We start from the raw sequence: 23,287 nt of genomic DNA on the forward strand, positions 1-23,287 counted from the left end.
CAGCAACAGCGACCCAGCGCCCGGTCACCAGTCGGCGAGCGGATTATTCCCGGAGAGCGTGAGCAACACGCGGTAGTCGTCGTCTTCGCTTCCCGAGACTGCGCTTCGGTCAGCGAACTCCGCATCGAGGGTAAGGGCGAGCCCACCGCGGTTCGCGGTCGGGTGGTCCAGGGTCCAGGCGATGCGGCCTCCGAGCTGCAGGTCGGTCTCCCCGACCCCGGCACCGGAACGACCCTGGTGCCGATACCGCAGGTCGAAGTCCGCATCAACGCGATCGTGCAGCACCAGCGTGCGTGAACCGAGTCTCGCCTCCCAGCGCTCCTGTGTCGTGCCTGTCCACCGGTCCGTGCGCTGACGCCACTCGAGCTGCGCCCTCACCGGGAAGGCCCGGAGGCCACGCTGGTCCCGATACAGCTCGAGCTGTGCGGTATCGAGCCCCGCCTCTCGCCCGGCGTCGATCGCTCCCGGTGTCTGGCCCCGGCTGGCCCTCACGCCCCAGCGGCCGGCGTCCGTACTGAAATCGGACTCCAGTTGCAGGCGCCGGTAGGCCGCCGCGGCCAACCCGCTCTCTGCCACCCGCAGCCGTTCATTCCGGCCGGACTCGGCGTGCATGCGGACGCGGGGGCGGCCCCGCCACCAGCCGGAGCCGATCTCCGGCGGCGTCCATGTGGTCCTGAGCCGGTAGCGCTCCTTCTGCTCCGCGGCCCCGGATCGATCACCGATTACATCATCACGTTCGCGGCTCGCTGAAAGGTGAATCTGCCACTCGTCGATCTCGAGCCCCCCCTCGGCCAGCAGGCGTTCCCGGTCGGTCTTGACGTCAGTATTCGCAGCGCTGTCGAACTCCGGTCCCACCCAGCTGTATTCGGCGCCGGCATGCCACTGCGTCCCCCCGGACGCACTCGGCCTCCACTCGGCCCCGAACCGGCGGGCGGCCGCCCGCCGGTCCACCATGGACCCCGCCCTGCCCTCGATCCGTTCCGAACCCGCCCGCTCGATCGAGACCCGAAGCCGGGTATCCAGCAGGCTGGCATCCGCACCGAGTGACCAGGCGCTCCTGCTCAACGCCTCCGCACCGGTATCCGACCGCTCCGCCACCTCGTTACCGGCGACCCAGCCACCGGTCAGTTTCAACTTGCCGCTGCCTCCAACAGGGACCGCGTGCGCGGCCACGACGCCGAGCAGCTGGTGCTCCAGGTCGGACTCCTGCACTGCGTTCCCCGAGATCTCATGCATCTTCGGGTGAAAGACAAACCCGCGCACATCCGTCCCTTGCGCGGGCCGCCACTCCGCGACCGCCCCGGGGCGATCCCGGTCCCGGTGGATCAGGCTCTGGTAGGCGAGTTTCTGCACACCCAGGCGGGCATGCCTGGGGGCCTCGTCCGATGCGGCGGCCGCCTTCGGCAACGCGACTTGCCCCGGGGGCGGCAGCCCCTCCGTGCGGGGTTCCGGCAATCCGGAGTTCGCAGGAGAACCAACGTCGGGAACGTCGGGAACGCCCGGCACCGGCGCCGCCCCAGGCAGGGGTGCGGCCGCCAGGCCGAGGTAAAACACGAGCAGATACAGCGTCCTCTTCACACCCTGATCCGCGACATTCCGGCAGCCTCCACGAATGTGACTGCGCTGTTAAACCAGCAGGTTACCTGGTATTTCTATTGTATCCTCGAAGAACCTAGCAGGGTACCCGCATCAGCGCCGGCGGATCTCGACCAAGCCACGGAGAGATGCCTGCCAGGCCCGCTTGCGCGCCAGGGCAACCCCAGGGCAAGGCTCTCTTGCTCTTGGGATTCGGCAGGAACCGGGATTTCTGAAGGGTCTGAAACGAACGCGGAGGCTGACGCGAGGCACGGTCGTTCACTTGCCCTGCCCCGGGGGCATCCGAAAATCGCACGGGGGGGATACGCCGTTCGGATGTCCACTTGCGAACGCGCCTGCGAGGCATCTCCATCTTGCCCACACCTCGCCATTTCTCCTATCCTCAGGATCTCGGCTCCGGAATCCGGAGCCGACAGCCAGCCAGCCTGCCCGGGGGCCTTCGCCTCAGGTTCGCGAGCCAGCCATCTACCCCTTGATGCGGCTATGCAAGGCAGCTGGACATGCAGAACTACTCGCCCCACCCCGGTCTGAAAGGGCGCCGACGCCCGATCAGAGAACGCGATGCCCGAACCCGATCGGGTCGAGACTCCGATCTCGGCGGCGCGATCACTCGGCGGTGGCTTCGGTGACGTCTCCCGACCTCAACACCCTGCTGGAACTGCGCGGCCACGTGCAGATCGTCCACCATGTCCCCGGCCGGATCCGTCTGCGGATCGCCCCCTCATTCCTGTCGCACCTCGATCGCGTGGCCCGAAACCGCGTAACCGAGGAACTGCGCTCCCTTCGTGGCATCCGCGGTATGCGGATCAATCCCGCTGCGGGGTCGATCATCATCGAATACGCGGCCGGGCACATCACCCCCGGCACCTGGGAACTCATGCTGAAAGGCGATCGCGATGATGCTCAAAGGGGTCTGCAGGCACTCCTCGAGCAGGCCCTGCCCGCCCGATCCCGCGATGCCCCGTTTAGGGAGCTCGATACCCCATCCAACAAGGAGCCCACATGAATACTCCCGAGCACGCGTGGCAAAACGCCGGTGCGGCCCCTGGCGCCGACCCCAGTGCCGGCGCCACGACTCCACCGAACGGACATCCCGGTCCAGCCCAGGGCGCGGGCCCAATGCCGGGCGACGGGCCCGCCGCGATCGGGCCCTGGCCGCATCACCCCGCGATGGGCTGGGCCGGAGGCGCTGCCTGGCCAGCGTACCCCCCACCCGGTTACGGCCCCGGCTCACCCCCCTACGGATACGGCCCATACGGTCCACCCGGATACGGAGGCGCACCTTTCGGACACGGTGCGCCCGGACCCGCACCCGGCACCGCCCCGCCGGGTGCCGAATCGTCGGGCCTTGGTGCCGCAATGGGCGGTCTTGCCGATCAGGCCGGACTCGGCATGCTCAAGGACCTTTTCGGATTCGACGACGGAGAGTTCTGGAAGGGGGCGATGGTTGGCGCTGCCGTAGTGATGCTGCTCACCAACGAAAACCTGCGCGACGCGCTGGTCGGCGGCGCCACGAAGACGGCCGAGGCCGTGAAATCCGGGATGGACAACCTGGCCGGGACCGGGCAGGAAACCGATGCCGATACCGCGGGCGAGTCGTCGAACACCGAAGTCAGTTCACAGGCACAACCGGAGGACTTCCCCCGATGAACCATCATCTGGCACCGAACCCGTCCTACGGCGGACGGCACACGCCATTGGATCCGTACACCCGGGCACACCCATCCGAATGGCACACGCTGCTCGCGGCGGGAAAGACGGGGGCGATCGTGGGTACCGCCGGCGCCGCCGCGGTGAATCTGCACCGGATGCAACGGGAGGAGAGCTCCTGGCAGACGGCCCTGCGCAATACCGCCCAGGCCGGCCTCCACGCCGGCATTGCCACCGCCGCTGCGACAGCGGCCGGTCGCATGGCCGGCCCGAACCGTATCCTGGCGCTCGCGGCGACCCTCGCCACAGGCACCGCCGTGATGTACACCCTGACCCGTCCAAGCAAGGAGCCCGCAGATGCCTAACCCCTATGGACACGGCTACCCGCCCACCGGTCATGCGCCGGGCTACCCGCACGGCCAATTCCCCTGGGGGCCCGGGTATCCCCCTCCGCCTGCACAGCCGGCGGCGCCCACTGGCGGTGGCCACCTGACCAATCCCCGCTTCCTGAAGGGTGCACTCGTCGGGGCACTGGCGGCCTACCTGCTGACCAATGAGACCGTTCAGCACAATGCGATCAAGGCGGCGGTTCGGGCCTGGTCCATGGTTCAGGGCGGGGTCGAAGAGATGAAGGAGCGCTTCCGTGACGCGGAGGCGGAACTGCATACCGCGCAGGCACCGGATGACGAGGATTAGACGTTGCAGCAAAACGGTCTGCGGCTGATTCATGAAACGCCCGTCCGGTTGCGCTTCAGGCTTCCGCTGCTGACCGACCCCCTGATCGATTTCTCCTGGCTCGAGACGTGGCTGGAATCGATCCGAGGGGTCGAGGCGGTCAGAATCAATCGCCATGCTGCATCGGTGATCTTCGCCTACGACGGCCGGGAGGCCACCCGCGAGGCCATCCTTGCCGGCCTTCGGGGGCTCCGCCGCCGACGGATTCCGAGCGGCGCGGCTGAACCCACGCGGGAGGCCGAAGCCGCTCCGTTGATCGGGAGCATCGCTCTACTGCTCGCGCTGCCGTTCCTGCCCTGGCCGGTCCGACGCCTGCTCACCTTTGTAAACATCGGTGGAACGCTGGTGCAGGGTCTCGATACGCTGATTCGGCGGGGCATCAAGATGGAGGTGCTTGATGCGATCGCGATCGGTCTATCGGCCGGACGGGGCGAGCATTTTACCGCGAATGTCACCCACTTCCTGATGCAGCTCGGCGGTTACCTCGAGCACCGCACGGAGCGACAGTCGGACCGGATGCTGCGTCGGCTGCTACGGCCGGAACCCGGCCTCGCGTGGGTCGAGCGGGGCGGTACGCTGGTCCGGGTTCCCGACGACCAGGTCCGGATGGAAGAACGCGTCGAGGTCGGTCCTGGCGAGCGGATCCCGGTGGATGGACTCGTGCTGGACGGCACGGCCCTGGTCAACCAGTCCAGCATTACCGGTGAGCCCGTCCCCGTGCGGAAGGAATTGATGGATCACGTGATCGCCGGCACCGTGATCGAAGACGGCCGGCTGCGGATCGAGGCCCGCCACGTGGGCGATGAGACAACCACCGCGCGCATCGCCCGCTTCATCGGAAACTCGCTGGAAAAGGGTTCGGACACCCAGCGCATGGCGGAGCGGCTGGCCGATCAGCGCGTTTATCTCACCCTCGGCACGGGCGGTTTCATCTACGCGCTGACCGGCGACCAGCGGCGCCTGGCATCGGTCTTTCTGGTCGATTATTCCTGCGCCCTCAAGCTCGGGACCCCGCTCGCATTCCGTTCCGGCATCTACCGCGCCGCCTCGAAGGGCATCCTGCTCAAGGGGGGTGAGGCCATCGAACATCTGGCCGAGATCGATACCGTCGTGTTCGACAAGACGGGCACGCTGACACACAGCGATCTCGAAGTCAGCGACGTGATCGTACTGGACACGGCCCGCTGGTCCCGAGCCCGTCTGCTCGCGGTAACGGCCTCCATCGAGGAGCATGCCAGCCACCCGATCGCGGAGGCGATCGTGCGCAAGGCCCGCGAGGAGAAGCTCAATCACATCGACCATGGCGAGGTCGACTACCTCGTCGCCCATGGCATGACCTGTCCGGTGAACGGGGACCGGCTCCTGATCGGCAGCCGGCATTTTCTCGAGGAGCACCACGGCGTGCGCTTCGATGGCTTCGAGGCGGCCATCGCCGTCCTCCAGGAACAGGGCAAGACCCTGCTGTACGTGGGCACGGCGGGTGAGGCGGTCGGGTTGATCGCCCTGCGCGACACGCTGCGCGATGACACCCCTGCGGTGCTCGCCGGCCTTCGACGCATGGGCATCCGGCACCTGGTAATGCTCACCGGCGATCAGCGGCGCCGGGCCGATGCCCTCGCACGGGAACTCGGGATTGACGAGGTCTTTGCAGAACAGGTGCCGGAGGACAAGGCCCGGGTGCTGGAACAGCTTCGGGCCGAGGGCCGCCGGGTCGCGTTTGTCGGGGACGGCGTCAACGACGGCCCCGCATTGGTGGCTGCCGACGTCGGCATCGCAATGTCACGCGGCACGGAACTGGCCCGCGCCACCGCGGATGTCGTCCTGCTCGAGGACCGGCTCGATCTGCTGCCCGAGGCGATCGAGGTTGCCCAGCTCACCATGGCCATCGTCGCCAGCAACTACCGCGCGGCGATCGGGGTCAATACCGGCGTGATGGTCGGTGCGGCGCTCGGCTGGCTCTCCCCAGTGGCCACCGCCCTGATGCACAACGGCACCACCGTGGGATTGCTGGTCAGGGCATTGCGCGGACTGGACTCCGCGGAGCCATCGCTGTCCCGGGTGACGATTCCGCGTGACGACTACCCATCACGCTTTTGACACGCTCTTGAATCGAGGAACCTGCTCATGGCCTATCACCTGATTCCCTTTGTAGCCGGTGCCGTCGTCGGTGGCCTGGCGGTCTACCTGTTCCGCGACGAACAGCTTCGCGATGACCTGCGCCGGAAGACGGGCAGCCTGTCCCGGAGGGCACGGGACACCGCGGATGAGGTCTCCGCCAAGGTCGCCCGGGGGCTGAGGAGGGGTCGCGAGTCCCTGCCCGAGCGCGGCCAGGATGCCGATCCGACCACCGTTGGCGCCGCAACGGTCGCGGAAACCCCGCGACCCAAGCCACGGACCCCGACGCGCGGGACGACCACCCGCAAGAGCCCCACGCGCGCCACGGCGCGCAAGCGTGTGCAGAAGACTGCCGAGGCAGGCAGGTCGGAAGAACCCGAGGACACCTGAGGGAAGGAGCCACAGCTCGCGGCAGCACGGGCGATTGGGGCGTTGCGGATCAGCGCATCAGGCTGCCCTGATACCGGAAGACATGGGCTCCGGCAAAGACCAGAAAGGCGGCACCGAAGCCGATGTGTGCCTTTTTCCGGCCCAGGTACCCATAGGCGAGTGAGCTCGCCAGGGTCGCGAGCATCCCGTACTTCGTGGCGCGGTTGAGCTGCCGCGAAAGGCCCCGGCCGTTGCCACGCGGTACCCGCTCGGCGGCCTGACAAAGCGACTCCGCTCGCTCCTCCAGCGTCTCGATCTCCAGCACATCCGGGGCGAAGGTGACCACGAGGCAACGCGCGGCCGGGTTCGGGCGCACGTCGAGAACGCCGGGGATCGTCGCGATCTGCTCGGCAATGCGGGTGGCTCCCCGCGGCGACCGGAGCACCCGCGCTCGAACCCGGGCCCGACCCTTCAGTGTGCTGACGATCGTCACCGCCCTCTCCCCGGAAAATCATAGTGACTGTGGTTGCGAATCTGAACGATTCGCATTACGATGTCAATCGTCGTATCGTAGCTACCGGAACGGTGTCTCGCCCTTCCGGGATCAACAGGACCTGACTGGAGACCTCCGATGAACGAATTTCTGCATCACGTTCCCGGGCGCGTGCGTATTCGCGCGCGCCTGTTCCGAAGCGAATCCCGCGAGCGCTCGCAAGCCCTGCGCCGACTGCGAGCCCTTCCCGCCGTCCGCAGCCTGCGCCTGAACGAGAAGGCCGGCAGCGTCACCGTGTTCTACGACACCTGCGAGACCTCGGGGGCCGAACTCCTGCAGAGGCTGCAACAAGAGTGCCCTCAGGCAACCCTCCCTCTGGCCCCGGGAGGTCGCGCGCCGAGCACATTTGCCGCTGCACAGCGTCCCATCGCCGCCGAAATCGGGAAGGTCGCGCTGAACATGCTGGTGAACAAGGGCGTGAGCTATTCCCTATCCACGCTGCTGCGGACCCGGTTCTGAAGCGATCTCAATCATGCAGATATCGACTGAAAAAAGGGCTCATCCCGGGGAACAGGCGCGTCCTGCACCAGCCGGCGGAAACGTCGGCACCGCGGTGATCGACAGCCAGGTCCTGTTCGGCAACGCGCAGGTCCTGCAAATCGACCACCAGGGCCACACCTACACCCTGCGCAAGACCCGAAACGGCAAGCTCATTCTGACCAAGTAAGGGAACCGTAAGAGCGATGTGCGGCGGCATCAACCATGGCAGGCCGAATCCGGTCTCCGTACTGCTCCTGCGGGACCCTCAGGGCGAGGCGCACCCGGCGCAGCCGACCCAGTCGGCTCCGCCGGCCAGCGCCGGGCATCCCGGAGAAACCGGGGCCCCTTCCCGCAAACGACGCAAGCTCTGGGAGCTGCGTCGGCAACTCCATTGCCCTGTCATCGGCACCTGTCTCGACATCGACGCCTGGCGCCGCATCGCCAGAACACAGGGCGTCGCTGTGGAGGCCATGACCGACTACGCGGTCCACCTGCACCTGGTTGCCTCGTCCGAACATCGCAACGCGCTGTCGCGTGCGGCTCAGAAGGCCTTGGAACGCACCCACGGCGGTCTTGTGCGGCGGTTCACGCGTGCCCGGTCGCGTGATCAACTCGAGTCGCTGTGGCAGCAAACCCTTCATGAGGGCGACGTTCCGGGAGGCTTCTGGGCGTTGGTCACCCATCCCTTGTGCGACACCCGCCTGACCCACAGCGCGTACGAAGAGATACACATGCTTTCTCACCAGATCGGCGCGGGCCAACGCGCCGATCTGAGGAAACTCCAGGACGCACGCTCGGAGATCCAGCGGCTCCGCCAGGAATTGGACGCGCAGCAACACCGCCATCGACAAGCCATCGACAACCGCGACCGGCGGCTCCGCCAGCTGCAGGCGCAGGTTGCAACCGCACAGGAGGAAGGTCGATTGGCGAAGGCCCGGGAAGCCGGCGCAATCCAGCGTCTCAAGAGCCTCGGGGGCACCCGCCTCCAGGAGCGTGTGACGGCCCACGCGAGGCGCGCACGCGCCGCCGATCAACGCGCTGAAAGACTCCGGGCCGAGGTCAAGGATTGGAGGGATGCTTGCGACCTCGCCAACAGGCGTGCGAATGCCCTGGCGCGGGAAGCCCATGAGCAATCGGCACAGCGCCAGGCCCTCGAACGCCTGCTGAACCCAGGCGCCAACGCCTGCGACGGGTGCTCGGCTTCAGGGCCGCCTGGCTGCCCCAATCTGTGTGGTCGCCGAATCCTGTGCGTTGGCGGACGCAGCCAGGTCATCGAACACTATCGGGAGCTGGTCGCGCGGTGCAACGGCGAGTTCGAGCACCACGACGGCGGAATCGAGGACAAGCCTCAGCGGTTGAATTCCCTGCTGTCATCGGCCGATGTGGTCATCTGCACCATCGACTGCGTGAGTCACGACGCCTACAACCGCTCCAAACGCTTCTGCAAGCGCTACGCAAAACCCTGCGTGCTGCTGCGCTCTTCCGGCGTCTCTACGTTTGCCCGTGCGCTGGAGCAGGTCGCGGACACGAACTCCGGCAAGCAAGGGGAGCGGGAGCGGAGACCACCCGGAACCATCCCGTCGGTCGCAATGCTGGAGGTCCCGGGGTAGTCGCCAGCCTCAACGCCGGGCGGCGCCAGTCACAGATCCAGCTGCCGGAGCAGAACGGCCCAAACCAGCCAGAAAAACAAGATGATCCCTCTCTTCCTTCTCTTCATTCCCACGGATCCGAGGCAGGGCCCCGCCTCCGATTCGGCATCCTTCAACAAACCACATCTTCATCGTTCGCGACTCGAAAACCCAGAATAAGGAGCGCATACCTTGAACACTTTCTCGCGGGTTCACTCCATCCGGCTCGGCACCAGCGTCCTCCTGATGACCGGCGCCCTGATGATCGGCAACGTGGCGCAGGCCACACTCGAATTCAACGTCGGCGTGTTCAGCGACTACCTCGACGACGGTGAATCCGGATCCGACAACAATGCCGTCGTGCAGGGCGGTGTCCATTACGAAAATGACTCCGGCATCTTTCTCGGCACATGGACATCGACACTGGGCAGTGGCGAGGGCCAGGAAGTCGATCTGTACGGCGGTTACGGTTTCTCCGCCGGCACCTTGGATTTCGACGTCGCCTACGTGTTCTATTACTTCCCGGAACTGGATGAGGAAGACTTCGGCGAAGTTCAGGCGTATGCCGGCTTCGGTCCGGTCTTCGCAGGATTCGATTACACCGTCCACGCCGACGACAGCGCCGCCCAAGGCGACATCATCTGGCGCGCCGGCGCGGGACACGAGATCGTCCCGAGCATCGGCCTCAATGGCGAGCTCGGTTACTCCGATCCGGACGACAGCGATGAGGACGGCTACGCCTTCTGGATGCTGGGGATCACCAAATCGAGCGATCTCGGTGAGATCTCTCTGGCCTATGGGTCCACCGATGAGAGCGGCAGTCAGGATCTGTTCGTGGTGGGCTGGAGCGTCAGCTTCTGAGCCTGAAGCCTGACAAACGCGGCCGAAACAGCCGACATGCTGCCGTTGGAACGAACCCTGAATCCAGGAGCGACACACAGCACGGGCGGTGGTGCTATGCTGAATCACGATACGCACGGCCCGCCGATCCCGTACTGGATATTCCGCATGGCCCACCAGGAGAGGATCCGAGATGCGCCCGCCCATACCGTACCTGGGTGACGCGCCGGAGACATGAGACAGCAGCCTGCCAGGGCACTCGGAATCCGAGGTCTCGACAGACCATTGCCTCCAAATGGTGGGGACGGCCGGAATCGAACCGGCACGGGATCGCTCCCAGCGGATTTTAAGTCCGCTGCGTCTACCAGTTCCGCCACGCCCCCGGTATCGGCCTGTGCAACTGAAACATCTCGTCGGTGTGCATCCGCGGTGCGCCCGCGATGGTACCGGAAATCAGCTGAAGGGGGCAGCCGGATCCCCTTCGGGTCGCCGATGAACCGGAACGCGACCACCTGATGGACGGCGCAGCGCCCGCGGATTTCGTCTCCACCGGTATCCAGGGGCTGGACGAGGTGCTGGACGGCCTGCGGATTGGCGACAACGTCGTCTGGCGGGTGGATGACATCGCCGACTACCGCCGGTTCGTGGGCCCCTTCGTCGCCGCCGCAGCCGCCAATGACCGGCTGATCATCTACCTGCGCTTCGCGAGCCACGCTCCGCTGGTCACTCCCGGACCAGGGGTGGATATCGTGGAGATCGATGCCAGCGTTGGCTTCGCGTCGTTTACCGGCCGCGTATACGATCTGATCACGCAGCACGGCCGCGGCGCCTTCTACGTCTGCGACTGTCTGTCGGAACTGCTCTCCGCCTGGGCCACCGACTACATGGTCGGCAACTTCTTCCGCGTGGTCTGCCCCCATCTCTTCGAACTGGACACGGTCGCCTACTTCGCCCTCCACCCGCAGCAGCATTCCCACGTCACGCTGTCCAGGATCCGCGAGACCACGCAGGTCCTGGTCGACGTGCACCACGCCAACGGAGAACGCCAGATCCAGCCCGTGAAGGTGTGGCGCCGGCAGTCGGCGACCATGTTCCTTCCGCACCGCCAGCGCGGCGAACGCTTCCTCCCGGTGATCGACAGCAGCGACGCCACCCGGTTGCAGGCCGCCCTCGCGCACCGGAGCGAGGGCGCCAGCCGACGCCAGCTGGACTGCTGGGACCGGATCTTCCTCGAGGCCGGCGAGCTGGAGCCGTCCGGGGCCGACCCGATGCGGTGCCGCGAGGTGCACGAACACCTGCTGCAGATCCTGATCGGGCGCGATGCGCGCATGCTCGATCTGGCCCGCCGATACCTGACGCTGGAGGACCTGCTGGCCGTCCGCAGCCGCATGATCGGAACCGGCTACATCGGCGGGAAGGCGGTCGGCATGCTGCTCGCCCGCCGGATACTGCTCACCGAGGACCCGGAGCACTGGTCGCAGCACCTCGAACCCCACGACTCCTTTCACCTGGGCTCGGACGTCTACTACGCCTACCTCGTGCACAACGGCTGGTGGCCACGGATCATGCGCCAGCGCACCGAGGCCGGCTACTTCGAGGAGGCCCGTTCGCTGCACCATGACATGCTCCGCGGCGAGATCCCCGGTGAAGTCAGGCTCGAACTGGAACGGGTACTCGACTACTTCGGGCAGTATCCGATCCTGGTCCGCTCGAGCAGCCTGCTGGAGGATGGCTTCGGCAACGCCTTCGCCGGCAAATACCAGAGCACCTTCCGGGTGAACCAGGGGACGCCGGAGGCCCGCCTCGCGGAGCTGGAGGATGCGATCCGGACGGTCTTCGCCTCCAGCATGAGCGAGGACGCGCTGGTCTATCGGCAGCAGCGGGGTCTGGCGCAACGGGAGGAGCCGATGGCGCTGCTGCTGCAGCGCGTGAACGGGCGTTATCACGGTCCGTTCTACCTTCCGGACGCGGCCGGGGTCGGCGTCTCACGAAACGTCTTCGCCTGGAGCCCGGATATGGACCCGGATGCCGGCATGCTCCGGCTGGTGCTCGGCCTCGGAACGCGGGCGGTGGAACGCATCGAGGGCGACCACGCCTGCGTGGTCGCGCTGGATCAGCCACAGCGGCGCCCCTACCGGGATACCGAGGATGCCTACCGGTACTCCCAGCACACGGTGGATGTGCTCGACATTCTCGACAACCGGTTGCGTTCGATGCCGCTCCGCCAGCTGGCCGCGGATGCCCCCGACCTGCCCCTGCGCTGGACCGCCGAGCTCGATCGCGAGGCGACCCGACGTTCGCGCGCACGGCCTGGCGGCGGAGCCGTATGGCGCCTGACCTTCAACCCCCTGCTGCGCGAGACCCGCCTGGTTTCGATGATGCGGCGGATGATGAAGGAGCTGGAGAGGGCCTACGAATATCCGGTCGACATCGAGTTCACCCTGCACCTCGACGACGACGGCACGCCATCGGTGAACCTGGTCCAGTGCCGGCCCCTGCAGACGCTGGGCCAGGGGCGGCAGGTCGCACTTCCGGAGAGGGTCAGCGCGGCACGACTCCTCTTCGCCAGCCGGGGCCGGTTCATGGGCGGCAACATCGACCAGCCGATCGACCGCGTGATTCACGTCGACGGACCGCGCTACAGCGCCCTGAGCACCTCCCAGCGCTTCGCTGTGGCCCGTCTCGTGGGGCACCTGAACCGGCTGATACGGGAGCGCGACGACTGCCCCACCCTGTTGATCGGACCGGGGCGCTGGGGCACCAGCAGTCCGGAGCTGGGAATTCCGGTGCGTTTTGCGGACATCAACCGGGTGGCAGTGCTGGCCGAGGTGGCGGAACTGGGCGCCGGGATGATCCCCGACCTCTCCTTCGGATCGCACTTCTTCCAGGATCTGGTTGAGTCCCGGATCGGCTATGTCGCACTGTTCCCGCAGGAACCGGGTACCGAATTTCAGCCCGGCTGGCTGGACTCCCTGCCGCAGGAGCGCAGGCTGACGCCCGACGCGGAGGAGGCGGCGGACCCCGCGGTCGCCGATGCCCTGCGCCTGTACGATGTGCACGGGATGGGCCTTCGGGTAACCGCCGATGTGGTCCAACAACGCCTGTTCTGCTATCAGCAGACCTGAAGACCCACACACCAGAGGAGGAATCCATGAAGACTGTGGTCATCACCGGATGCAGCCGGGGAATCGGACTGGAGTTCGTGCGCCAACTCGTCGCCCGCGGGGATCGGATCTTCGCCGGCGCCCGTCACCCGGAGGGGTCGCCGGAACTGATGGAGCTGGCTCAGGCCCACGGGGACCAGCTCACCGTATTGCCGCTGGATGTGACCAGTCCCGCCCACCGCGTGAATCTCGCCGCCACCATCGGCGATCGCGCGCTCGACCTGCTGATCAGCAATGCGGGAGTCTACGGCCCGGTGCCCGACCGCCTTGGCGACACCGACGAGAAGGCCTGGTTGGAGACCTTCCGGGTCAACACGATTGCCCCGCGCCAGGTCGTCGAGACCCTGTTGCCGCAACTGCGGATGGCCCGCCAGCCGTGCATCGCACTGCTGAGCTCGAAGATGGGCTCGATCGGGGACAACGGGTCCGGCGGCGTCTACATCTACCGTTCGTCGAAGGCCGCGCTGAACGCGGTCGGCGTCAGCCTTGCGCGCGATCTCGACAGTGAGGGCATCCGGACCCTGATCCTGCACCCGGGCTGGGTCCGGACCGAGATGGGCGGACCCAACGCCGAGATCACCGTGACGGAGTCCGTGACCGCAATGCTAAGGACGCTGGACAACGCCTCCCCGGCGGACAACGGGCGCTTCATCGACGTCGACGGCAGCACCATTCCCTGGTAGCTGCGCGCGGCAGGAGCGCAACCCACCGTCACGGCCCCGCTTCACCCCTGGCAGGGAAAAGGCGCGGCCGGTTCAGACTTCCAGTGCGTCGCCGTCGGCTGGGTTGCGCTCAGGGGTCGGGCGCTCCGGAACATCGGTGGACAGCTGCAGCTCCCGGGTCTCGCCATCCTGCCAGATCCGCACCCGCGCCCGCTTCCCGGGTTCGGTCCCGCGCACCAGATCCAGGAACTGCATCGGGGACCGGGGCACCCTCCCGTTCACCTCAAGGATCAGCGCGCCGGGTTCGAGCCCCAGTTCCTCGGCCTCGCCCACGGTCCGGCTCACCACCAGACCCGGGTCGTCCGGCAGACCCAGGGCCTCGCGCAGATCCGGGGTCACTTCGCCGACGGTGATGCCCAGAGCGCTCACCACCTGCTGCGACTCGGGGAGTCCCTCGAACTCCAGCCCGCGCGTGGCCATCAGCACATCGGGCGACACCAGGATCTCGGCGCCGGTGCGAACCGCCAGCGCCAGCGCATCGCTCGGCCGGCTATCGACGCGCACGGGGCCTTCGCGCCCTGGCACACCAAGCTCGATCACGCCGGTGTAGGTGGCGCCGACAAGGGCGTCGACCAGCACGCGTTCGACCTCGGCATCCAGGCTCCCGATCACCGAGGCGAGCAGGTCGTGGGTCATTGGACGCGGTGTCGGAACATCCCGCAGCGCCAGCAGGATCGCGAGGGCTTCACCGGAGCCGATGCTGATCAGCACCACGTCCCCGGAGGCCGGCTCGCGCAGGACCACGACCGGCGAACCACTCCCACTCTCGAACCCCACTGTCGCCAGTTCCACCGGCAGCATCTCCTCCACCGGCACCGCGGGTGCGCGCGCGACGGTCTGCGCAGACAAGAGTGACAGCAGCAGCGCGGCACACCAGACGGCGGTCTTCGACAGGCGCGTCATCACCTTCTCCCGTTCCCTTTGCCTCTGCGACCCGCAGGCAGGTGCTTCGTTCAACCGGACCTGCCGGCCCTCACTCCCCGAAGGTGCCGATCGCCTGCGCGATCAGCACCCAGACCAGGTACCCCCCGTAGCCGAGCAGCATTGCACCCGCCAGGATACTGATCGGCCGCACCCGGCGCGGCTCGGGCACCGGTTCCCCCGCGGCGCGCAGGCGCCGCTCGCGCAGCCACTGGCGCAGCCGCCACCAGGCGAACCCGATCAGCACGGCCAGGGTGAGAATCTTCCAAAGCATGCATACCTCCGGGGGCGGACGCCAGCGGGAGCCGGCGCGGCCCCCTGGCAACCCGACACGGGTCAATCGTTTTGCAACTGTTCCAGCAGGTAAGCGGGAACCCGTCGTTCCAGATAGCTGCGCCCCGAATTCTCCATGAATCCCGCGTGGCCGCCTGCGCGATGCGTCTCCAGCGTCACGCAGGGGGACAGCTCGTCGGGCCGCGGGACGCTGTCCGGCATCATGAAGGGATCGTTGAGGGCATGAATCAGGAGGGTGGGGACCCGGATGTTCCGCAATACCTGCACACTGCTGGCGCGGTCATAATAGTCGTCAGCGTCGGCATAGCCGTGCACCGGCGCGGTGATGCGTGCGTCGAAATCGCGGAACCTGCGGATGCGGTGCAGATCGGCCGCGAGGTCGGGGCGCGCGAGGGCCCGGCACTTGTCCTGCCACATCCGCCGCAACTGACGCAGGATATGCCGCTGATACAGCCGCGACCAGCCCCGGTTCAGCCGTTCCTCGGCCTGGTGCGGCCGGAACGGTACCGAGATCGCGACCGCACAGTCGACGGCGGCGCCCTCGTCAGCCGCCGCCAGGCTGTGCAGCAGGGCACTGCCGCCCAGGGACACCCCCACCGCGGCCAGCCTGCGCGGGTTGTAACGGCGCCGCAACTCCGACAGCACGAACGCGGGGTCCTCGCCCTCCCCCATGTGGTAGCTGCGCAGCTTGCGGTTCGGCTCGCCGGTCGCGCCCCGAAAGTGCATGGTGCAGGCCCAGAAGCCGGATTCGTGAAGGGCGCGCATCAGCACCCGCGCGTAGGCGGAGCGGCTGCTCCCGCCGAGACCGTGCAGCAGCACGACGATGGGCCCTCCGGGATCGGGGCCCCAGTCGAGAAACAGGAAATCGCCGTCGGGCAGGGTCATCGACTGGCGCCTTAGCATGGGCGCCCGACGCAGCCGGCAGACGTTGGGCACGATGGTCTGCAGGTGCGCTCCCGGCAGCCACCACGCGGGGTGGAAGGGCCTGTCCCTGCTATCAGCAATCACCGGGATCTCCCAGGTCACCCGCGACGGCACGCACCCCGCATCCGTCGTCGGCCCATCTGTACACGTAGTGGCGCGGATCAGCGGTACTGCCGAAGATACCACCACTCAAAGGCCCGCTTGGCCCAGTGGAACACGGGCGTCGAGGGCAGCATCAGGTTGCTCTTCTCGGTGCGCTTGACCAGGATCCCGCTGGTCTTGGTGTCCACGATGCAGATCAGTTCGGGCTTGAAGGTGGCCTCGGGGGCCTGACCCCCGAGTTCCCCGAGCAGATTCCTGACCGCGGCCTCGGCCTGCAGGTCGGCCATGTGCGCCTGCTTCGGCAGCCAGTCCGGACCCGGAAAACTGCCCGAATCGCCAGCCACGTACACCTTGTCCCGGCCCTCGACCTGGCAGTGGGCGTTGGCCTTCAGAAGCCCGCCGTCCGAGCGTGGAAGGTCGGTGTTGTCGAACCAGGCGTTACCGGTCATGCCGGGCATGAAGACGATCAGGTCCGCGCCGAACTCGCCGCCCTCGGTGGTCACCCTGTCGGCCTCGAACCCCTTCAGCTTGTGGCCCAGGTGGGTCTCGATGCCGCGCCGCTTCATCTCGCGCAGCAGTCCGTCGACCGCCTTCGGCCCCAGGCGGTTGCCCGGCTTCGGGGCGGGCGTGAAGAAGATCAGCCGGAAGCGGTCGCGGTCGCCGCGGCTGCGGAGGTGCTGCTCGATCCCGAACATGAACTCGAACACGGGTCCGCCCCGCATCGCGGTCGGCTCCTTCGGGTTGCCCGCGAAGCCGAAGGCAATGGTCCCGCCCTGCATCTCCGCCACCCGGTCGCGGATCCTCACTGCCGCCTCGACGCCCTCGCAGGGCGTGATCGCATGCTCGATCCCCGGCAGCTTCTTGATGAAGCGCCCGCCCGAGGCGATGATCAGTCCATCGTTCGTGACCTCGCCCGCGTCGGTCAGTACCGTCCGCCCGCCGTCCTTCAGGCCGGTGGCCGATGCCTGGTGATAGTTCACGCCCATGCGGCGCAAGAAGCCCTCCAGGTTCACGACCACATCCTCCGGCGTGCGCAGACCGGTCGGAATCCAGATGGTGCTCGGGTAGTACACCAGCTCGGGACGGGGGGCGATCACGTCGATCCCGAGGGCCGGATCGGCGGCGCGCAGTTTGCGAATGGCGGTCAGGGCACCGAAGCCGGCGCCGATCACTGTGATGCGGGTCATTGGCAATATCCGTGGTTGCGACCGTTTTCGCTATTGTATGGACTCACCGTGACCGCCGCATTCTCCCCCGAATTTTCCGCAGCGCCCATCCGGACCGCGCGAGGCCGGATCTCCTCGCCCCCGCCGGGCTCGGGTAGAATCCTGCACCTGACCACCTCCTCCGTGGAGACCTCGTGAACGATCAGGCATTGTTCCTCGGCAAGGCCGACCGGCCCGTCACCATTCTTCCGCAGATGGCCAATCGTCATGGCCTGATCGCCGGCGCTACCGGCACCGGCAAGACAGTCACGCTGCAGGTGCTCGCCCAGGCCCTCTCCGACCTCGGCGTTCCCGTTTTCGTGCCCGATATCAAGGGCGACTTATCGGGAATTTCGGCGGCCGGGGACGCAAGTGAACGCCTCAGCGAGCGCGCCCGTCGCGTCGGCCTCGATCCGCTGGAGCTGCGGGGTGCCCCGAGCGTGTTCTGGGATCCCCTTGGCGAACAGGGTCATCCGTTGCGCCTGACCATCGCCGGCTTCGGCCCGGTGCTGCTGAGCCGTCTGCTCAACCTCAACGACACCCAGACCGGCGTCATCCAGCTGGTCTTCCGGGTGGCGGACGACCGGGGCTGGCTCCTGCTGGACCTCAAGGACCTGCGCGCGATGCTGGCCTGGGTCCACGAGAACCGCAGGACGCTCGGCCCGCAGTACGGCAATGTCTCCCCCGCAAGCATCGGGGCGATCCAGCGCGCTCTGCTGACGCTGGAGGCCCAGGGCGGCGACGGCTTCTTCGGAGAGCCGGCGGTGACGCTGGACGACTTTCTGCAGACGGATGCGGACGGCCGTGGCGTGGTGAACATCCTGCACGCCGAGCACCTGTACCGGAACAGTCCGCTGGTGTATTCCACGCTGCTGCTCTGGCTGATGTCGGAGTTGTTCGAGCAGATGCCCGAGGTCGGCGACCCGGACAGGCCCCGCTTCGCACTCTTCCTGGACGAGGCCCACCTGCTCTTCAACGGCAGGTCGCGGCAGCTGAGCGAGCGGATCGAACAGGTGGTGCGGCTGATCCGTTCAAAGGGCGTGGGCATCTACTTCATCACGCAAAGCCCTTCCGATGTCCCCGACGCGGTGCTGGGCCAGCTGGGCAACCGTATTCAGCACGCGCTGCGGGCCTACACGCCGCGGGACCAGCGCGCGGTGCGGGTCGCGGCGCAGACCTTCCGGCCGAATCCGGCCCTCGACACCGAGCAGGTGATCACCGAGCTCGGCGTCGGGGAGGCCCTGGTGTCGGTGCTGGACGACCGGGGCAGCCCGACGCCGGTGGAACGCACCCTCATTCGTCCGCCGTCGAGCCGCATGGGTCCGCTGCAGGCGGAAGAGCGTCAGGAACGGATGCGCGGTTCAGTGCTGGCGGGAGTCTACGACGAGCCCGTGGACCGCGACTCGGCCTACGAAATCCTGAAGCAGCAGGCGGAGGCCGCGCTGGATGCACAGCAGACGGCGACGGTGCGGCCCCAGCAGGAGCGTCCCGCACGCGCACCCGCGAAGCAGCGCGGCGCCCGCAGCGACAGTGTGATCACCGCCACCGTGAAGAGCACCGCGCGATCGATCGGCGCCCAGATCGGACGCGAGGTGATGCGCGGCCTGCTGGGATCACTGAGCCGACGGCGCTGAATACCCCGCCGAGCCCCGCGCCGGTCTACAATGGGCATTGCCGGGCCCCGAGGCGCAGAGGCGGTTCGTGCCAACCGGAAGGCGATTGGCACCGGCAGATACCGGTCACGCGCGTGGCGCTGCGCCGGCCACTGTCCACTCGAGTCAAGGGGGTCCCATATGCCCTGGAAAGGAAACATCAACGAGCTCCTCAGCGAGGAACAGCTGAAGGTGATCGAGGACGCACTTGCCGGTGCGCCCGAAGGGATCGTGATCGACAAGCGCGGCATGAAGCTCAACCGCTATCCCGGTCTGCTCTCCGACCTCGCCGGGGACGGCGAACCTCTCAAGGTGATCGCATCGGAGCGGCCGGTTACGGAAGATGGCATGGTGCTGATCTCCAATGCGCCGATTCCCGAGATCGAGCGCGCGGTCCTGGTGATCCGAACCGGCGACGATTTCAAGCAGCGGATCGAGGGTCACGCCCTCCCCTCGCGCCTCGGCAGGCGCGAGGAAGACAGTGACGCGAAGACGGTCTTCCATTACGCCATCTTCGAGACGGAAGGGCCGCGCGACTGATCCTGGCCGACGGACGCCCGCCTCAGGCCAGGCGCCAGTGGATCGCCTCTCCGGCGCGCAGGGGGACGCCCGGGAGGTACCCGAACCGGACCTCCTCCGGCACCGTCCAGTCCGCCTTTTCCAGCACCAGGCGGTCGCGATTGCGCGGCAGGCGATAGAAATCCGGGCCGTGGAAGCTCGCGAAGGCCTCCAGCCGGTCCAGTGCCCCGGCGGCCTCGAAGACCTCCGCATACAGCTCGATGGCCGCATGGGCGGTGTACACGCCGGCACAGCCGCACGCCGACTCCTTGGCATCCCGGGGATGCGGCGCACTGTCGGTCCCGAGAAAGAACTTGGGATTGCCGCCGGTCGCTGCCTGCACCAGGGCCTTGCGGTGCCGCTCGCGTTTCAGCACCGGCAGGCAGTAGTGGTGCGGGCGCATGCCGCCCTGGAACATTGCATTGCGGTTCATCAGCAGGTGGTGCACGGTGATCGTCGCCGCAACATTCGATGACGCCTCCGTGACGAAGTCGATGGCCGCCTGCGTGGTGATGTGTTCGAGGACCACCCTCAATCCCGGAAAGTCGCGCACCAGGGAGGCCAGTGTCTGCTCGATGAACACGGCCTCCCGGTCGAACACGTCCACCGCCGGGTCGATCGACTCGCCGTGCACCAGCAGGGGCACCCCCTGCCGCTGCATCTGTTCGAATACCGGATAGCAGCGCCGCGGATCCACGACCCCGCTGGCGGCATTGGTGGTGGCGCCGGCCGGGTAATACTTCACCGCGTGCACGTGTCCGCTGTCGCAGGCCCGCACGATCTCCTCCGGCGCGGTGGCCTCGGTCAGGTACAGCGTCATCAACGGCTCGAAGGCGACGCCCGCGGGCAGTGCCGCGAGGATGCGTTCCCGGTAGGCCAGGGCATCCGCGGTGGTCACGACCGGCGGCTTCAGGTTCGGCATCACGATGGCGCGCGCGAACCGGCGCGCGCTGTCCGGCAGCACCGTCTCCAGCACATCGCCGTCGCGCAGGTGCAGGTGCCAGTCGTCGGGTCGGGTGATCGTCAGTCGGTCCATGGGGGCGGGAAGACGGTGTGGGCGGGTATCCCGGGCAGGGCCTGCAGACAGGTCCGCCCGTGGTTGCCGAGTCTACCGGAAAATGTTCCACTCAGGACTCCTCCGGGCTCGGCCCTGGCCAGCGGTGCCCTCCGACGCACCACTGCGCGGGGGCGCCGCCCGATGCCTCGGCAACACCCAACCGAACGGATCAGGAAGACGCCATGAACGATCGCAAACTCGTCGTCATCGGCGGCGACGCCGCGGGCATGAGCGCGGCGTCGAAGGTGCGCCGGGAACACCCGGACCGCGAGATCGTGGTCTTCGAACGCGGCCGGCACACCTCCTACGCCGCCTGCGGGATGCCCTACTACATCGCCGGCCAGATCGAATCCGCGCAAGAGCTGGTGGCCCGCGCTCCGGAGGTCTTCCGGGAGAAGCAGCGCATTGACGTGCGCACGCGCCACGAGGTCGTGGCGATCGATGCCGCCGGTCGGCGCGTCCGGGTCCGGGACCTGGACTCGGAACGGGAGTTCGACGAGGGCTGGGACGAGCTGCTGATCGCGACGGGAGCGGCACCGATTGTCCCCGACCTGCCCAACGTGGGCGCCGCGGGCGTCTTCAGCCTGTCCACCCTGCAGAGCGGCATCGATGTCTTCGAGGACATGGAGCGGAACACGCCCCGTCGGGCGGTGATCGTGGGCGGGGGCTATATCGGCATCGAGATGGCCGAGGCACTGCTCGACCGCGGGCTCGAGGTCACGCTGATCGACATGGCGCCCCAGGTAATGAACACCATGGACCCGGACATGACCGGCTCCATTGCGCAGACCATGCGCGAGGCAGGCGTCGACGTCCTTCTCGGGGAGGCCCTGAGCGGCATCGAGACCAACCCCGACGGTCGGGTGCGCCAGGTCACGACCGATCAGCGCCGCATCGACGCGGATCTGGTGATCCTCGGCATCGGCATCCGGCCCCGCTCGGAACTGGCCGAGGCGGCCGGTATCCGGCTGGGGGCCGCGGATGCGATTCAGGTCGACAGTCGGATGCAGACCTCCATACCGCAGGTGTGGGCGGCCGGCGACTGCGCAGAGTCCTTTCACATCGTGAAGGAGGAACCGGTATTCATTGCGCTGGGTACCGTCGCGAACAAGCACGGACTGATCGCGGGCATCAACCTCAGCGGCGGCGATATGCAATTCCCGGGGGTGCTGGGCACCGCGATCACGCGTTTCCAGGACCTCGAGATCGCGCGCACCGGTCTGTCGGAAAAGGAGGCCGGGGACATGGGCATTGCCTGGCGCGCCAAGGCCATCGAGACGCTGACCCGCTCCCACTACTTCCCGGGCGCCGGAAAGGTCCGGGTCAAGCTCGTCGTGGAGGACCGCACCGGCCGCCTTCTCGGGGGACAGATCGTGGGCCGCGCCGGCGCCGCGAAGCGCATCGATACCATCGCCGCCGCGATCACCGCCGGGATGACGGCCGAGCAGCTCGCCTATCTGGACCTCGCCTATGCACCCCCGTTCTCCCCGGTGTGGGACCCGGTGCTGACCGCCGCACGCACCCTGAGCTGAAGATCAGGTCGAGGCGCACCGGTGCCGACGGGGCGAGCGGCTCACCCTCGGACAGCGGCTCCACACCGATTGCTCCGCCTGGTCATCGCACCGCGGTTCATCCGCCCGGCGATGCCGTGGTGGTCAGGAAGGCCGTGACCAGCAGGATCGACAGGAACAGCAGCATCTCGATGCGGATGCTCCTGCGCAGCCGCATCCGGGCCTGCGCGTCCCCCTGTTCGAAGGCCGGCACCAGGCGCCACTTGTTCCATGCCGCGAAGCCCAGCAGGGTGGCCACCAGCGCCAGCTTCGTGAGCAGCAGTTGCCCATAGCCGGTGGTAACCAGCGGCACCAGACCACCGAGGAACATCCAGGCCAGAACGACCCCCGCCACCACCAGCAGCCCGACGCTCACGGCCGAGATGCGCCCGAACCGTTCGAGCACCCTTGCGCTGTTGCGCTGATCGTCCGCACGTGCCGCCAGCTGCAACAGGGGGTGCAGCGCGGCGATCCAGAAGGCAACCGCAGCCAGGTGCACCAGCAGCAGGCCGCCCAGCAGCCAGCGTGGCTCGTCGCGTGTATGTCCGGTCTGCACGAAGGCCAGGAGCACCAGGAACGCCCCCAGGACTCCCGCCAGCGCAACTACCGCCCCGCCACGCCACCGTTCCAGCAGGATCGCCTGCAACAGCAACAGTCCGGCCAAGGCCAACAGGATCCGGTTACCCTGGGGACTGTCGAAGACCAGCTCCAGCAGAAACGGATCGAAGGCCGAGGCCAGCGTTCCACCACCGAGAAAGGCAGCCTGAAGCGGCCACTGCAGCAGCACCAGCGCGATGGCCAGCCAGGCCGCAACGGCCAATTGGCGCGCCAGTGCCGATTGCGCGGTTGCCGGCATCTCCCGCAACGCCAGCTTCAACGGCACGCTGCCCGCGGCCACCAGCGCACTGCCATAAAAGGCCGCGGAGGCGAGGGTCAGGGACAGCGTCCAGGCGTCCAGGTCACCCATGCTCCCGAACCCGGCCGGGCCGTCGCCCGGAAAAAGGCCGCGCAAGGGCCATCCAGTATGTCGCGACAGGATCCACGGCCCAACCATACCGGAACCTGACTGCTGCGGGACAGTTCCGGCAGGCTGCGGTGGCAGACCGGGGCTGATGGCAGGGGGAGGACGCGGCTCACATCATCGCCTGGGTCCGCAGGGAACAGCGAGCGGC

Annotated in this window: 23 protein-coding genes and 1 tRNA gene; 15 read left to right on the forward strand and 9 right to left on the reverse strand. The window is 67.4% G+C overall.

Annotated elements, in window-relative coordinates:
• Positions 1 to 24: 24 nt before the first annotated feature.
• Positions 25 to 1,578: a hypothetical protein gene (locus ACESMN_RS00735; RefSeq protein WP_373051668.1), complete on the reverse strand. Its 1,554-nt coding sequence runs from the start codon at positions 1,576 to 1,578 to the stop codon at positions 25 to 27.
• Positions 1,579 to 2,221: 643 nt separating this feature from the next.
• On the opposite strand from ACESMN_RS00735, the gene ACESMN_RS00740 reads away from it, so the two are divergent.
• From ACESMN_RS00740 to ACESMN_RS00765, 6 genes are all read left to right on the forward strand, one after another.
• Positions 2,222 to 2,602, forward strand: a complete 381-nt coding sequence (locus tag ACESMN_RS00740) for an HMA2 domain-containing protein (RefSeq protein ID WP_373051669.1) — start codon at positions 2,222 to 2,224, stop codon at positions 2,600 to 2,602.
• Between the two features lie 353 nt (positions 2,603 to 2,955).
• Positions 2,956 to 3,246 (forward strand): hypothetical protein, encoded by a 291-nt coding sequence (locus ACESMN_RS00745; RefSeq protein WP_373051670.1) that lies wholly within the window; start codon positions 2,956 to 2,958, stop codon positions 3,244 to 3,246.
• Positions 3,243 to 3,611 (forward strand): hypothetical protein, encoded by a 369-nt coding sequence (locus ACESMN_RS00750; protein ID WP_373051671.1) that lies wholly within the window; start codon positions 3,243 to 3,245, stop codon positions 3,609 to 3,611. The genes ACESMN_RS00745 and ACESMN_RS00750 overlap by 4 nt, the downstream gene beginning before the upstream one ends.
• Positions 3,604 to 3,942: a hypothetical protein gene (locus tag ACESMN_RS00755; protein WP_373051672.1), complete on the forward strand. Its 339-nt coding sequence runs from the start codon at positions 3,604 to 3,606 to the stop codon at positions 3,940 to 3,942. Before ACESMN_RS00750 ends, ACESMN_RS00755 begins: the two co-directional genes overlap by 8 nt.
• A gap of 3 nt (positions 3,943 to 3,945) precedes the next feature.
• Positions 3,946 to 6,078: a heavy metal translocating P-type ATPase gene (locus tag ACESMN_RS00760; protein WP_373051673.1), complete on the forward strand. Its 2,133-nt coding sequence runs from the start codon at positions 3,946 to 3,948 to the stop codon at positions 6,076 to 6,078.
• Positions 6,079 to 6,105: 27 nt separating this feature from the next.
• Complete coding sequence (locus ACESMN_RS00765; protein WP_373051674.1) at positions 6,106 to 6,486, forward strand: hypothetical protein; 381 nt, start codon at positions 6,106 to 6,108, stop codon at positions 6,484 to 6,486.
• 49 nt (positions 6,487 to 6,535) lie between these two features.
• Here the strand turns inward: ACESMN_RS00765 and ACESMN_RS00770 are convergent, their stop codons facing one another.
• On the reverse strand, positions 6,536 to 6,958 hold the full coding sequence (locus ACESMN_RS00770) for a heavy-metal-associated domain-containing protein (protein ID WP_373051675.1): 423 nt from the start codon (positions 6,956 to 6,958) through the stop codon (positions 6,536 to 6,538).
• Positions 6,959 to 7,096: 138 nt separating this feature from the next.
• Here ACESMN_RS00770 and ACESMN_RS00775 point away from each other — a divergent pair, with 138 nt between their 5' ends.
• From ACESMN_RS00775 to ACESMN_RS00790, 4 genes are all read left to right on the forward strand, one after another.
• The gene (locus tag ACESMN_RS00775; protein WP_373051676.1) at positions 7,097 to 7,477 is read left to right on the forward strand and encodes a hypothetical protein; all 381 of its coding nucleotides are present in this window, start codon (positions 7,097 to 7,099) and stop codon (positions 7,475 to 7,477) included.
• Between the two features lie 13 nt (positions 7,478 to 7,490).
• Positions 7,491 to 7,685, forward strand: coding sequence for a hemin uptake protein HemP (locus ACESMN_RS00780; RefSeq protein ID WP_373051677.1), 195 nt, complete (start codon positions 7,491 to 7,493; stop codon positions 7,683 to 7,685).
• 283 nt (positions 7,686 to 7,968) lie between these two features.
• Complete coding sequence (locus tag ACESMN_RS00785) at positions 7,969 to 9,108, forward strand: DUF2325 domain-containing protein (protein WP_373051678.1); 1,140 nt, start codon at positions 7,969 to 7,971, stop codon at positions 9,106 to 9,108.
• Between the two features lie 210 nt (positions 9,109 to 9,318).
• Positions 9,319 to 9,987, forward strand: a complete 669-nt coding sequence (locus ACESMN_RS00790; protein WP_373051679.1) for a TorF family putative porin — start codon at positions 9,319 to 9,321, stop codon at positions 9,985 to 9,987.
• A 275-nt stretch (positions 9,988 to 10,262) separates the two neighbouring features.
• Here ACESMN_RS00790 and ACESMN_RS00795 read toward each other — a convergent pair.
• Positions 10,263 to 10,349, reverse strand: a tRNA-Leu gene (locus tag ACESMN_RS00795).
• 132 nt (positions 10,350 to 10,481) lie between these two features.
• On the opposite strand from ACESMN_RS00795, the gene ACESMN_RS00800 reads away from it, so the two are divergent.
• Both ACESMN_RS00800 and ACESMN_RS00805 read left to right on the forward strand, forming a co-directional pair.
• Positions 10,482 to 13,091, forward strand: a complete 2,610-nt coding sequence (locus ACESMN_RS00800; RefSeq protein WP_373051680.1) for a PEP/pyruvate-binding domain-containing protein — start codon at positions 10,482 to 10,484, stop codon at positions 13,089 to 13,091.
• Between the two features lie 26 nt (positions 13,092 to 13,117).
• Positions 13,118 to 13,813: an SDR family oxidoreductase gene (locus ACESMN_RS00805; protein WP_373051681.1), complete on the forward strand. Its 696-nt coding sequence runs from the start codon at positions 13,118 to 13,120 to the stop codon at positions 13,811 to 13,813.
• A 72-nt stretch (positions 13,814 to 13,885) separates the two neighbouring features.
• On the opposite strand, the gene ACESMN_RS00810 is transcribed toward ACESMN_RS00805, so the two are convergent.
• The 4 genes from ACESMN_RS00810 to ACESMN_RS00825 all read right to left on the reverse strand — a co-directional run bounded on the left by ACESMN_RS00810 (position 13,886) and on the right by ACESMN_RS00825 (position 17,280).
• Positions 13,886 to 14,755 carry a bifunctional nuclease domain-containing protein gene (locus ACESMN_RS00810; RefSeq protein ID WP_373051682.1) on the reverse strand — a complete coding sequence of 290 codons (870 nt, stop codon included), beginning with the start codon at positions 14,753 to 14,755 and terminating at the stop codon, positions 13,886 to 13,888.
• Between the two features lie 70 nt (positions 14,756 to 14,825).
• Entirely contained in the window at positions 14,826 to 15,047 is a 222-nt protein-coding gene (locus ACESMN_RS00815) for a hypothetical protein (protein WP_373051683.1), read from the reverse strand.
• A 62-nt stretch (positions 15,048 to 15,109) separates the two neighbouring features.
• Positions 15,110 to 16,075, reverse strand: coding sequence for a hydrolase (locus ACESMN_RS00820; RefSeq protein WP_373051684.1), 966 nt, complete (start codon positions 16,073 to 16,075; stop codon positions 15,110 to 15,112).
• Positions 16,076 to 16,152: 77 nt separating this feature from the next.
• Positions 16,153 to 17,280 (reverse strand): NAD(P)/FAD-dependent oxidoreductase, encoded by a 1,128-nt coding sequence (locus ACESMN_RS00825; protein WP_373051685.1) that lies wholly within the window; start codon positions 17,278 to 17,280, stop codon positions 16,153 to 16,155.
• A gap of 233 nt (positions 17,281 to 17,513) precedes the next feature.
• On the opposite strand from ACESMN_RS00825, the gene ACESMN_RS00830 reads away from it, so the two are divergent.
• Positions 17,514 to 18,932 carry a helicase HerA-like domain-containing protein gene (locus tag ACESMN_RS00830; RefSeq protein WP_373051730.1) on the forward strand — a complete coding sequence of 473 codons (1,419 nt, stop codon included), beginning with the start codon at positions 17,514 to 17,516 and terminating at the stop codon, positions 18,930 to 18,932.
• A gap of 159 nt (positions 18,933 to 19,091) precedes the next feature.
• Positions 19,092 to 19,490: a hypothetical protein gene (locus ACESMN_RS00835; RefSeq protein WP_373051686.1), complete on the forward strand. Its 399-nt coding sequence runs from the start codon at positions 19,092 to 19,094 to the stop codon at positions 19,488 to 19,490.
• Positions 19,491 to 19,512: 22 nt separating this feature from the next.
• Here the strand turns inward: ACESMN_RS00835 and pyrC are convergent, their stop codons facing one another.
• A complete protein-coding gene (gene pyrC, locus ACESMN_RS00840) occupies positions 19,513 to 20,544 on the reverse strand; it encodes a dihydroorotase (RefSeq protein WP_373051687.1) in 1,032 nt (343 codons plus the stop codon).
• A 203-nt stretch (positions 20,545 to 20,747) separates the two neighbouring features.
• Here pyrC and ACESMN_RS00845 point away from each other — a divergent pair, with 203 nt between their 5' ends.
• The gene (locus ACESMN_RS00845; protein WP_373051688.1) at positions 20,748 to 22,097 is read left to right on the forward strand and encodes an FAD-dependent oxidoreductase; all 1,350 of its coding nucleotides are present in this window, start codon (positions 20,748 to 20,750) and stop codon (positions 22,095 to 22,097) included.
• Between the two features lie 97 nt (positions 22,098 to 22,194).
• Here ACESMN_RS00845 and ACESMN_RS00850 read toward each other — a convergent pair whose 3' ends face one another.
• Positions 22,195 to 23,082 (reverse strand): copper resistance D family protein, encoded by an 888-nt coding sequence (locus ACESMN_RS00850; RefSeq protein ID WP_373051689.1) that lies wholly within the window; start codon positions 23,080 to 23,082, stop codon positions 22,195 to 22,197.
• Between the last annotated feature and the right edge of the window lie 205 nt (positions 23,083 to 23,287).

The sequence above is a fragment of the Thioalkalivibrio sp. genome (assembly GCF_041690275.1).
Classification (GTDB): Bacteria; Pseudomonadota; Gammaproteobacteria; order Ectothiorhodospirales; family Ectothiorhodospiraceae; genus Thioalkalivibrio.

What these genes read in the sequence shown, in the direction of transcription:
- ACESMN_RS00750 (WP_373051671.1), top strand. Translation starts at nt 3,243, where the DNA reads ATGAACCATCATCTGGCACCGAACCCGTCCTACGGCGGACGGCACACG.
- ACESMN_RS00825 (WP_373051685.1), bottom strand. Translation starts at nt 17,280, where the DNA reads ATGACCCGCATCACAGTGATCGGCGCCGGCTTCGGTGCCCTGACCGCC.
- ACESMN_RS00805 (WP_373051681.1), top strand. Translation starts at nt 13,118, where the DNA reads ATGAAGACTGTGGTCATCACCGGATGCAGCCGGGGAATCGGACTGGAG.
- ACESMN_RS00830 (WP_373051730.1), top strand. Translation starts at nt 17,514, where the DNA reads ATGGCCAATCGTCATGGCCTGATCGCCGGCGCTACCGGCACCGGCAAG.
- ACESMN_RS00775 (WP_373051676.1), top strand. Translation starts at nt 7,097, where the DNA reads ATGAACGAATTTCTGCATCACGTTCCCGGGCGCGTGCGTATTCGCGCG.
- ACESMN_RS00800 (WP_373051680.1), top strand. Translation starts at nt 10,482, where the DNA reads ATGGACGGCGCAGCGCCCGCGGATTTCGTCTCCACCGGTATCCAGGGG.
- ACESMN_RS00850 (WP_373051689.1), bottom strand. Translation starts at nt 23,082, where the DNA reads ATGGGTGACCTGGACGCCTGGACGCTGTCCCTGACCCTCGCCTCCGCG.
- ACESMN_RS00745 (WP_373051670.1), top strand. Translation starts at nt 2,956, where the DNA reads ATGGGCGGTCTTGCCGATCAGGCCGGACTCGGCATGCTCAAGGACCTT.
- ACESMN_RS00815 (WP_373051683.1), bottom strand. Translation starts at nt 15,047, where the DNA reads ATGCTTTGGAAGATTCTCACCCTGGCCGTGCTGATCGGGTTCGCCTGG.
- ACESMN_RS00765 (WP_373051674.1), top strand. Translation starts at nt 6,106, where the DNA reads ATGGCCTATCACCTGATTCCCTTTGTAGCCGGTGCCGTCGTCGGTGGC.
- ACESMN_RS00835 (WP_373051686.1), top strand. Translation starts at nt 19,092, where the DNA reads ATGCCCTGGAAAGGAAACATCAACGAGCTCCTCAGCGAGGAACAGCTG.
- ACESMN_RS00755 (WP_373051672.1), top strand. Translation starts at nt 3,604, where the DNA reads ATGCCTAACCCCTATGGACACGGCTACCCGCCCACCGGTCATGCGCCG.
- ACESMN_RS00810 (WP_373051682.1), bottom strand. Translation starts at nt 14,755, where the DNA reads ATGACGCGCCTGTCGAAGACCGCCGTCTGGTGTGCCGCGCTGCTGCTG.
- pyrC (WP_373051687.1), bottom strand. Translation starts at nt 20,544, where the DNA reads ATGGACCGACTGACGATCACCCGACCCGACGACTGGCACCTGCACCTG.
- ACESMN_RS00780 (WP_373051677.1), top strand. Translation starts at nt 7,491, where the DNA reads ATGCAGATATCGACTGAAAAAAGGGCTCATCCCGGGGAACAGGCGCGT.
- ACESMN_RS00785 (WP_373051678.1), top strand. Translation starts at nt 7,969, where the DNA reads ATGACCGACTACGCGGTCCACCTGCACCTGGTTGCCTCGTCCGAACAT.
- ACESMN_RS00845 (WP_373051688.1), top strand. Translation starts at nt 20,748, where the DNA reads ATGAACGATCGCAAACTCGTCGTCATCGGCGGCGACGCCGCGGGCATG.